The organism is Candidatus Zixiibacteriota bacterium (assembly GCA_035380245.1).
Classification (GTDB): Bacteria; Zixibacteria; MSB-5A5; order GN15; family FEB-12; genus DAOSXA01.
Genome location: DAOSXA010000001.1, coordinates 698,907 through 710,687, shown reverse-complemented (window position 1 = coordinate 710,687; position 11,781 = coordinate 698,907). Strand labels below are relative to the sequence as shown.

At 52.0% G+C, this 11,781-nt stretch carries 3 protein-coding genes; all 3 read left to right on the top strand.

The window, feature by feature from the left end; genetic code table 11:
* Window positions 1–35 precede the first annotated feature (35 nt).
* The 3 genes from PLF13_02840 to PLF13_02830 all read left to right on the top strand — a co-directional run bounded on the left by PLF13_02840 (window position 36) and on the right by PLF13_02830 (window position 11,562).
* Window positions 36–2,993 (top strand): response regulator, encoded by a 2,958-nt coding sequence (locus PLF13_02840; GenBank protein HOP06206.1) that lies wholly within the window; start codon window positions 36–38, stop codon window positions 2,991–2,993.
* A 597-nt stretch (window positions 2,994–3,590) separates the two neighbouring features.
* Entirely contained in the window at window positions 3,591–8,399 is a 4,809-nt protein-coding gene (locus PLF13_02835) for a choice-of-anchor J domain-containing protein (GenBank protein HOP06205.1), read from the top strand.
* Between the two features lie 349 nt (window positions 8,400–8,748).
* Complete coding sequence (locus PLF13_02830; protein ID HOP06204.1) at window positions 8,749–11,562, top strand: PAS domain S-box protein; 2,814 nt, start codon at window positions 8,749–8,751, stop codon at window positions 11,560–11,562.
* The last annotated feature ends 219 nt before the right edge of the window (window positions 11,563–11,781 follow it).

The following is an 11,781-nucleotide window of genomic DNA, read 5'->3' as shown; positions in this document are numbered from 1 at the left end:
AGAAGGGCTATCTATTGGAATTGACCGGTCGTGATATGCGGCATCTCGACGAACGTATCGTTGAGCTTCGCCAGCAGGCAAGCACCCTGGTACGTTTGGCGCTGGGTGATCTGGACCAACTGGCCCGGTCGATTTTGATCGTGGCCTCATCGGCGCTTCAAGCGGATCGGGCGGTACTTCATATAACGGATGCAAAATACGACATCGACCGTCTCTGGCATTACGGCCTTTCAGAGGCTGAGGCAGAGAAGGTTGACTCTTTCCGGTTGGTTTTAAGGGGATTGCCGTTGTTGGGCGGCACCAGCTTGCTAGAGCTAAGTCAAGCCGACCATGAAGCCTTCCACAGACTCGAAACGATAGGCATCAGCGATAAAATTCTAACGACCCACATGATCGGTCCCTCGGCCGGACTTGACGGCCTTCTGGTTCTATCGCGAGACGATAAAACAGTCGAATACGACGAGATCGACCTGGTTGTATTGGATGTCCTTTCCTCGATTTCAGCGGGAGCCCTGGTCAACTGCCTTCAGCAGAACCAGTTAACTGATTTGGTGAATAGCCAGAAAGACCTGGTATCGACCTCCCGGGCCAGATCGGAGCAACTTCAGCGAGAATTGCTGGAGCGCCGTCGGATTGAACAGGAACTGCAACAGGCAGCAGCTTTCGCCCGTTATAATCCCTCGCCGGTTATGCGAACCGACCGGAGTGGTATGGTACTTGATGCCAATCCACAGGCGAAGAGGGTGTTTGGTGATGATCCCGTCGGTCAGTCGCTGTATGATATATTCGTCCATCTTAACCGTAATCGAATCGAACGCCTGACCGAGAACGAGCGCTATCAATTCGAACATTTAATCGGCACCGCCACTTTCCTGTTTACGGTCAGACTCGATGTCGTGTCCGATTCGTTCCTGCTGTTCGGCACCGAGATAACCGACCGCAAAATCGCCGAGCGCGTTTTACAGGCGCAGGAGGAACGGTCGCGTAAGCTGCTCGATACCGTACAAGCCGGGCTGGCGGTAGTCGACATGACCAGCCATGAAATTATCGAGGCCAACCGCCTCGGCATACAGCTACTCGGGGGGCAGAAGAATATAATAGTAGGCAGCCCGTATAGTAAGCATTTCGGTCGACTCGACGGTCTCGATATCGCGATGGGAGCGCAGGGGAAAGATGCTCAGCCGGTCGAGGCTTTTCTGATCGATCTCAACGGACGTGAAACACCTATTCTTCTCACCGTCACCAGTGTCGATTTCTCTTCTGAGATATTCCTGCTTTTAAGTTTCGTGGACATCACGAATCTGAAACGAGCGGAAGAAATCAAGGCGTCTCAGTTCAAGATTTTTCAAGCGGCCGTGACTACTACCAACATGGAAGAACTGCTGGGAACGATTCATCAGATTCTTTACACGTTGATGGATGCCGCCAATCTTTATATCGCTCTTTACGATAACGAATCGGGGCTGTACAGCTTCCCGTATTGTGTCGATGAATATGATCCGGTTGGACCGGATCCGGTCGATCTCACGGGAAGTCTCACGGAGTATGTCCGGCGTACGGCACAGCCGGTTCTGGTAAACGAAGAATCCATGAAAAGGCTTAAAGAGTCGGGCGAGATTACCCAGGTAGGGCAGGCTTCCCCGATATGGCTGGGAGCACCGCTGACTGTCAGTGACGAGGTTATCGGTGTCATCGCAGTACAGGATTATCACGATCCGGAGCGATATACTCATGCCGATATGGAGATTCTGTCGTTCGTTTCCGGGAATGTCGCCATGGCCATCGAACGCCTAAGGTCACAGCAACAGCAGCATAGGCTGGAAGAAAAACTCCTGAAAGCGGAGAAAATGGAATCGCTCGGCATGCTGGCGGGTGGTGTGGCTCATGATCTTAACAATATGCTCGGACCCCTGGTCGGCTATCCGGAGTTAATACTGCGCAAGCTCGAAAAGGATAATCCGATTCGCAAACAGATAGAGCGAATTCAACGTTCGGCAGTTGATGCTGCCGAGGTAATACAGGACCTGCTCACATTGGCTCGTCGCGGTCGCTACGAAATGAAGTCGTTGAATCTCAATGAGGTAGTTGAAAATTATCTTGATTCGCCGTCGTATCTCAAGCTTTCCGAGCAACGTAACGAAGTCCGTTTAGAAAACTCACTTGATCCGGCTATCGGTTTGATTAACGGCTCAGCACCACATTTAGCCAAGGTAGTGATGAATCTTATCGTCAATGCCTATGATGCAATGCCGGACGGAGGCAATCTTCGGGTCAGCACTTCCGTGGAACATCTAAGCAAGGCTGCGGGAGTCAGTGAACAGATTGAGCCGGGTGACTATGTCGTTCTACGAGTGAAAGATACCGGCAGCGGCATCCCCGAGGATGCGATCGGGAAAATTTTTGAACCGTATTTTTCCAAGAAAGCTATGGGCGCCTCGGGCAGCGGTATCGGATTGGCAGTAGTCTATGGGATCCTGAAAGATCATCATGGCAGTTATGATATCATTTCTGAAGTCGATGTGGGAACGGAGTTCGTATTATACTTCCCACTGACTGAAATGCCCAGGCAAGCTGAAAAAGCGGATGATGATATTCAGGGTGGAGATGAGACCATCCTGATCGTCGATGATGTTGAAGAAGTACGGGAAATGGCCTGTGCACTTCTGGAAATGCTTGGCTATATAACCGTCCCGATGGAAAACGGACATAAAGCTCTTGATTACCTGAAGAATAACAAGGTTGATCTGGTGGTTTTAGATATGATCATGGAGCCTGATTTCGATGGCCTGGACACCCTCCGTGAAATTGTCAAACACTGTCCCGATCAGAAATCTCTGATTGTGTCCGGTTACTCTGCCACAGAGCGAGTTCAGGCAGCTTTAGAGTTGGGAGCCGGCGGCTATGTGAAGAAGCCCTTTACCGTGGAAGCGATTGGTGCCGCCGTTAGAAAAGTGCTTGATAAGACCGTGACAGAGAAGGCTGTTTCTATGTGACGACAGCAACGGTACACAACAGATTTGATAATAAAAAGGTGCGGCCAGAGGGGACCGCACCTTTTGTTTTTACAACTTTTATTCCAGGTTTATCGATGCGTATTGGATGATCAATTTATTACGGTTTTTACAGATTGAGTGTGACTCTTTCCGCATCGAAGTCATTTATAATTGTTTGAGCCAAGTAAAGGGCTTGTGGAAATCCACAAATGGCTGTAAATCTGGGCCAGACGGGCATAAAACAGGGCATGAAACGTCAGTTTTCTCTTGACTAAATGGAGAAAACTTAGATATTTTAGACTAGCCCTCGTCTAGGTACAATCAGGGGTCCCCCCCCGGATTATACCTAGGCTGGCAGAGAGGAAAACCGACTATACGTCATGTACAATCCAAATTGTAGTACTTACATATAACCAACCGTTGGCCTTAAACTTATAAGGAGACGCTTATGAGGTGATCCCTTTCCGACTTGCATTGAGGTAATTTAATGTACAGTGCGAGAAACATAGTTATTCACGCAGGGTAACTTACTTTCAATCCATCGGGGGATATGGCCTTTCTTTATGGCCTTCGGTTCCCTCGATAGGGAGGTTTTGAATGGCAAATCTCAGAACGACGATCAAAATCCTTGTCGCCTTGGCGATGTTCGGTGGTTTGTGTATTGCCGTAGTAGGCGATATTGGCACCACCAGCGTACAACCGGTCGGAATGGCCGATGACGGCGCCAACTGGGCTCTCAAGGAGCAACTTGCGCCGGTTCATACGGAACCCGGCGAAGACAACCAGGGTATTGATGATCCTTTCAATCCGCCTGCTGAGGAAATCGCTGCTAAGGAAGCGGAGATGCTCCTCCTCACTAAGGCTCATCGTTATGGTTTGAGTGATCGTGTCAGCCCGGTGCAAAGCTCTCCCGGCATGACTTACGATCCGTTGACTCGGGTGGATCTTCTCTATGAAGGTTTTGAAGACGGCTTGGTACCGCCGACCACCTGGACGACCGTTGTCAACAATGCTTTCACCTGGGAAGTGTCGACCTCGTCACCGTACGAAGGCACTTACTATGCCACGTGCTATTATGACGAAGACTACACCGGCAATCAGGATGAATGGCTGATCACCCCGGCTGTCGATCTGACCACCGATGGTGTCACCTGGTATCTCGATTTCTGGTGGAACGGCAGCTATTACTGGTCTGTCGATCCTTATGCGAACTGCTCTCTCACCGTTTACATCTCCACCGATGGCGGTTCCAACTGGGACTTCCTGTGGGATAATAACCAGGTTGGGGAGTTCACTAACTGGACCTGGTACGAGCAGCAGATAGATCTTACCTCGTACAACACCGCGACGGCGGCTCAGTTCGCTTTTGTATATACCGGATACGACGGCGCTCAGTTCAGCATTGACGCTGTTTCGATCAACGACGCCGCTCCGCCGGTCGGTCGTTGCTGCTACGGTACCGATTTCCTCACCTGTGAGGATCTGACCGAAGCCGCCTGTGGCGAACTTAGCGGCCATTGGAGCGCCGGTCTTAACTGCACCGACAATCCATGTCCGACCGTTCCGGAAAACGACGAGCCGGAAGGCGCTATCACGATCGAGCCGCCGGCAACCGTTACCGGTTCCACTGCAGCCGCCACGATCGACTGCGAAGGCGTTCTGGATTGGGAAGCGATCTGGTATCGTTTTGATGCTCCGTATGGCGAGAACGAAGTCCACATCGACTACTGCGGCACCGTGGGTGATATCTACACGGTTGGCGTTGTAGTTTATGAAGAAGCTCTTCCGCTCGACTGCGAAGCTTATATCATTGCCGACGACTATGAGTTTGTCGACTGCGGCGATGGTTACGAGAACCCGAACATGACCTTCAACCGTCTGCCGGGTCCCGCGACTTACCTGTTCCCGGTCTATACCGATGACGGCAATAAGACCGGCATGGACTTCCAGTTCAGCATCACGTTGAGCGAAGCCGAACCGCTTCCTCCGGGTGCGAGCTGCGAAGATCCTTACACCCTCAGCTTCGGTCTGGCTGATCTGCCGACAACTATCTCGGGTATGACCACCTGCGGTATGGAGAACGTCTATGAGAACTCCTGCCTCGGCTACTACGATGGTGGCGAGGACTGGATTCTTGAGTTCACCCTTACCGATGATGCCAACCTGAAGATCACGCTTGACCCGAAGGGGACTACCTATAGCGGCATGTTGGTTGCCGATGCCTGTGGTGATGTCGATCCCTGCATCGACTACATTACCGGTTCCAGCGGTGATCCGAAGTCGATTACCGGCCTGGTGCTGACGGCCGGCACTTATTACCTGATGGTCGACACCTGGCCGACCCCCGACTGCATCGATGAATTCGACGTTACCTTTGATGTAATGCCGGAAGGCGGTGCGGGTGACAACTGTGAAGACCCGATTTCAGTCAAGCTGCCGGACGACATGACCGGTGGTGACGGTTCACAGTATGTCGATGTTAACTTCACCTGCGGTCGTGTGAACGACTACGAGAACACCTGTCTCGGTTACTACGACGGTGGTGAGGATATTATTTACATGCTCGACGTCGGCACGGAGATGGCCTTCAACTTCCTGATGACTACCTCCACGACCTGGACCGGCATGATGATTGCCGATGCCTGCGGTGATGTCGAGACATGTGTCGCTTATGTTACCGGTTCTTCCAGTGACAAGGGAATCTACAACCAGACACTGTCACCGGGTATCTACTATCTCATGCTGGATACCTATCCGTCTCCTGACTGTATCGATGAGTTCACCCTGACGATCGAAGAAGCGGTCATCGTGGAGAGCAACGATTCCTGGGAGTACTGTGAATCGATCGGCGATGTGGACTCGCTGCCTTTCACCACTACCGATGCTACTCCGGACGGTCCGCTGTCCTGCCAGACGGCACCGAATAAGTGGTTCTGCTATACGGCCACCTGCGATGGTCAGGTGACTGTCAGTCTGTGCGGTTCCAGCTACGACACTAAGCTGGCCGTCTATGAAGGCTTCGATCCATTAACCGGCACTCAGGTTGGCTGCAATGACGATGCCTGCAGTCTGCAGTCTGAGATTACCGGTATTCCTTGCGCGGTAGGCGACAACTTCATCATTGAAGTCGGCGGCTACAGCACCAACACCGGTGACGGTATTCTCACCGTGTATTGCACCCCGTGTGAAGCTCCGGAGAACGACAACTGTGAAGATGTCACTCCGGTCGTTCTTGCGGACGGTGTACCGGTCACCTTCTACGGCGACAACACCTGTGCTACCAACCAGTGTGCTTCGTTCGAGGGTGGTCATGTCTGGGAAGCCTTCACGATCGAAACCATGGCCGACGTGACGCTGGATTACTGCGGCACTTCGCCGGCCTTCGGCAACGTTTGGCTGAACCTGGCCATCGGTTGCCCGTGTGCCGACTTCACCACTGCCGGTACTTATAATACCGACGACTGCGGTGACGGCAATATCACGATCGTTTGGGAGAGCCTCGAAGCCGGCACCTACTACTACCCGGTTTTGCTCGATCCCGACTACGACGCTGAAGGTCCGTACACCATCACCGTGGTGGCGGGTGCTCCTTCGACATTCTCGACCAATCCGACTTCAATCGACTTCGGTCTCCAGGCTCCCGGCTCGACCGGTAACACTGACCTGACGTTGATGGCGGTTGGTAACTTCGATATTAACTACTCAATTTCTTATCTGTACGGCTCCAAGGGTCGCGGAACGTTGCCTTACACCGATCTCGACACCCAGGGTAAGCCGAAACCGGAATTCGAAGGTCCGGAAAACATTCCGATGACGCAGCAGGGTGGCGATGATATCTCCACCGCCTATGTGATCGGCAGCATTCCGTTCTACGATGAAGGCAGCACTGAAGGTTACACCGATGACTATGAAGAGGTTTGCCCGTACTCCTCGACATCTCCTGATGTCGTCTACGAGTACACACCGGCTACCGACATCGTCGTCACGATCGACCTCTGTGCCTCCGGTTACGACACGAAGTTGTTCCTTTATGAAAACGCCGTAACTCAGGATGATCCGTTTGCCTGTGACGATGACGGCTGCTCCGGTAGCACCTATCGCTCGATACTCGAGAATCTGGCGCTCACGGCAGGTAATACCTATTACATCATCATTGATGGTTACGGTGGCGATTATGGTGATTACGTCCTCGATATTTACGAATACGAGGAACCGGATCCGTTTGCGTGTCCCGAAGGCGCCGGCACCGAAGCTGAAGCTTGCGGCGACGACACCAACGGCGGCTGCAACATGGATACCCCGGCGTTCGAGCCGATCGAATGCGGCACGACCATCTGCGGTACCGTTTGGGCTGACGGCAGCACCCGTGACACCGACTGGTATCTGCTGACCCTTTACAGCACCGTGACAGTGACTCTTAACGCCAGCGCGAACTACCCGTTCATCGTTGGTTTCGTAGACACTGCCGACTGCTCCCTGGCTTCTGCTCTTGATCCGTATTCAAGTGGTAGTGCCGACGATGTCGTGGCCGTTTCCCGCGAAGCCGGCCCCGGTATCTACTATGTCTTCGTAAGCGCCAGTGTTTACGAGGGTTATCCGTGCGGCACCACTAACGACTACTGGTTGAACGTTGACTGCCCGCCTGGACCGGTGCTCTGGCTGAGTGCTTCTCCTGAAGTAGGCACTATTCCGGCCAACGGCTCCACTCCTATCACGGTCAGCTACGATGCCGCTGAGCTCGATGAGGGCATCTACACGGCCGACCTGGTATTCACGCACGACGGCGTCAAGGGTACGACAGTTAGCACTGTTCCGGTTACTTTGGAAATCGGTCAGTCGGAACTGGATACAGTTTCCTGCTCCCCGGCTATCTGCAACGTCTTCATGGAGAATGCTGTCGAACCGCAAACGGGATATATCTATATTTCCGATGAGTTCGATGCCTCCTACGGTGTTGCCGATATCGATCCGACCACCTGTGTTATCAACGGCTCGATCGTCCCGACCGAATACGAAGTCGGTGTCTATCCGGGCTTCAACGGTGACGTGTTGCGCCTCGGCTTTGATCTGGCAGCCTTCTCCTACTACTACTCCGGTGGTGGCCTGGTTTGGGATTGCACCGAGGAAACCTATACCGTTACCGGTGATTACTACAGCAGTGGTTCTTTCTCGGTTAGCGATGTCATCCAGTACTGTGGTCACATTTCCGGTGACTTGAACATCGACGGCAGTGTTGATATCACTGACCTCATCCTGCTGGTCGACTACATGTTCAACGGCGGCGCTGCACCGCAGTACCAGGAATTGGCTGATGTAAACGGCAGCGGTGGTCCGGCGGATATTTCCGACCTGGTCCACTGGGTTTCCTGGGCATTCCAGGGCGGCCCGGCGCTTCAGCATCCGTAATGAACTGAGTTACAATAAGCACCTTGAAACCCGTCGGCTTCGGCCGACGGGTTTTTTTATGATCGTGATGTTTTGTATTGCTAACCTGCTTTCCAGGAAGTAAAATTATTATAACGGTACAGGCATGTGGCCAATGACACCAATTTCGAGGAAGCCGGTTAGACGGCTTTGGTTGTGTCTCGATATTGACCAGGTTGTTGCTATGACTGTACTGCTTCTCTGATGGACACGGCTACGCTGGTTGTCTAAGATTCAAGCGACACCATTATGATTTCGCTGAGGGTATGGTACGTTTTTAGACGGTTTTCTTCTTAGGAAGAAGCCTATCATTTAAGTGGGGAGCTACATCATGAACTGCACGCCTGATTCCGATGGACCGTTTCGTCCGGACAGGGAGCAAGCATCCGCAAGAGACCTGATTCAACGAGGTTTTGATGCGTTTGACCGTCTTCCCGTCATGGTTTTTGAGGTCGATCGCGCCGGTAACCTGACCGACGCCAATCAATACTGGTTACACGTTCTGGGGTACGAAAGAACCGAGGTTATAGATCGGTCATTACGTGATTTCGTGGCCGATGATTCATCTGGTCAGACTCTTCGTCTTTTACTAACTCTTAATCAGGAAGTCGAAGCTATCCGGGAGATTCCCGTCAGATTCGTTCGATCCGATGAATCCGTGATCGAGACAATGGTGTCGGCTATCGAGCTGGGTGACCGCGATCGGGCGGTTTGTATGGCTCAAGCAATAACCTCCCGATCTTATGCCGAAACCATGCAGGCTACGTTGGTTAGTATTTGTCGCGCTGCCAACGGCAACGCCGGAATCGTTTCCTTCTTCGATACGGTCCGTCATCAGATGTCTCACCTAATGGATTCGAGTAGTTTCTATATAGCTCTGCAAGATGAGACTTCCGGTGAATTCACCATTCCATATTGTTATGATCGCGGCATTGCCTGTCACGATAAGGGCCTTGAGCCAGGTGTCGCTGAACTCGATCGGCTCGTGATCAACGATGCCGCCCCCAGACTCGTCGATCGTGATGCGTATCGTGACCTGTTGGAGAAGGGGCATATTGTCACCCCGGCGGAGCCGACTTTTTGTTCCTGGATGGCTGTCCCATTACTCATCAGGCAGGATTTTATCGGTTTGGTCGGTATGTCTACTTACTTGCCGGGGGAATCCTTTACTGAACATCACCTGCAGTATTTAAGCTATGTTGCCGAGCATATCGCTTGCGCAGTCGATCGTATCAAGCGGGAGGAGTGCCTACGACAAAGTGAAGAAAAGTACCGTTTAATTTTCGAACGTGCCGTATCGGTGATTGCCCTGGTTGATCCGGACGGCACGATTGTCGACTGCAATACTCGCGTAAAAGAGATAGCCGGATATAATCGTGAAGAATTGATTGGACAGCCGATGTCTCGGATCGTTCATCCCGATTACCTTCGTCGCGCTGAATCTTCGCTTCAGGATGTATTGACCAAAGGAGCTAACAAGGGCTGCGACTTCAAGATGGTGCATCGAGATGGCCATGAACTCGACGTTGTAGTTTATTCGTCCGGTCTGACGGATGCCGGAGGTGATTATTTCCGGTCTATTTGCGTAATTGACGATATAACCGGTCGGATGGCGACGGAGGAAGCGCTGCGAGCCAGCGAGGAGACAAACCGGGCGTTGTTCCAGGGTTGTGGTGACGCTATTGCCATCAGTGATCTTAACGACAATTTCATTGCCATGAATCCGGCCATGGAGAAGTTGTTCGGTTTTCAACCCGATGAACTCCTCGGTCACACCTTTCCCGGTCTGGACAAAATCGACACGGGGAAGTTTAAGGCATGGGTAAAATCGTGTCGAAAGGGTGAACCGGTTTCCAACTATGAAACGGTCCGACCCCATAAATCAGGACAACTCATCCCGGTAAGTATCACCGTATCACCGGTGATGAATCCGGATGGAACATTACGGGCGTTGTCGTTCTTTTACCGTGATTTATCGATGCGTCGCAAGACCGAACTCAAACTGGCTGAAATGCAGCAACTCAAGTCGCTGGCCCTGCTCGCCGGTGGAATCGCTCATGATTTCAACAACATCATGACGGCCATTCTCGGGAATATCAACCTGGCCATGCTCGACGTAGACGACAATAATGAAGCTTACGATCGTCTGCGGGATGCCGAAGCTGCCCTGGTGCGGGCTCAAAGTCTCACTCATCAGTTGCTGACCTTCTCGAAGGGGGGAGCGCCGATTCGAACGACGGCTGCGATTCCTGAGATAATTGCCGATTCAGCCGGATTTGCCCTGACCGGCTCTCGCACACGATGTGAATTTGACTTCGCTGCCGACCTGAGACCGGTCGAGGTGGATCGCGGTCAATTCAGTCAAGTGATCCATAATCTGATTATCAACGCCGATCAGGCTATGCCCGGGGGAGGCGTGGTCAGGATCAGAGCCGCCAACATCGAGGTCGGGCCCGGGCAGATCGATGATATCGCTCCGGGGCAATACATTCGTATTTCCATCTCAGACCAGGGTTCCGGTATTCCCAAAGAATACCTTAAGAGAGTATTCGAGCCATTTTTCACGACTAAGCAGACCGGCAACGGTCTTGGTCTGGCGACCTCGTTCTCGATAATCAAGCGTCATGACGGTCATATCGACATCGAATCGCAAGTCGGACAGGGTACAACATTCAACATATATCTGCCGGCTTCAAGAGGTGGTGCTCTGAGTGAAGCGATGGACAAATCCGAGGAATGTATTTCGACGGCATCAGGGCGTGCACTGGTAATGGATGATGAAGAAGCAGTACGCAAGGTCGCAGGATCGGTTTTATCGAGGATGGGATTTAAAACCGATCTTGTCGATGATGGTCGGAAAGCGGTGGAACAGTATACGGAAACACTGGCTTCAGGGCAGTGTTATGATATTGTAATTCTGGATTTAACCGTACCCGGTGGTATGGGCGCCGAAGAAACGATCAAGCAATTAAAGGAAATAGATCCGGATGTCCGGGCAGTTGTGGCTTCGGGTTATACCAACGATACGTGTTTGATCGACCATGAAAAATACGGTTTCGCTGATTATATCATCAAACCTTTTCGTGTTCAGGAACTAAAGAGAATTGCGCTCAAAGTCGTTGCCGGGAACGCCAGCCGAAGTTGAGGTAAACGTTGAAAAACATCCGCACACCATTGTTTTACCAGGGAGGCAGATCTTCCGGAGGACTATAGCAGCGAACTCCTGAAAACAGTTTATAGCAGAACGAACATTCAGTAATAATGATTCAATAAACGACACGGACGAGTTCTGGCCGACTTTCACATTGACATCCGGAAGTTGTCAACCTACTATAGAGAGAGGTCAGTAACTCTAAGACACCCT

What these genes read in the sequence shown, in the direction of transcription:
- PLF13_02830 (HOP06204.1), top strand. Translation starts at nt 8,749, where the DNA reads ATGAACTGCACGCCTGATTCCGATGGACCGTTTCGTCCGGACAGGGAG.
- PLF13_02835 (HOP06205.1), top strand. Translation starts at nt 3,591, where the DNA reads ATGGCAAATCTCAGAACGACGATCAAAATCCTTGTCGCCTTGGCGATG.
- PLF13_02840 (HOP06206.1), top strand. Translation starts at nt 36, where the DNA reads ATGCGGCATCTCGACGAACGTATCGTTGAGCTTCGCCAGCAGGCAAGC.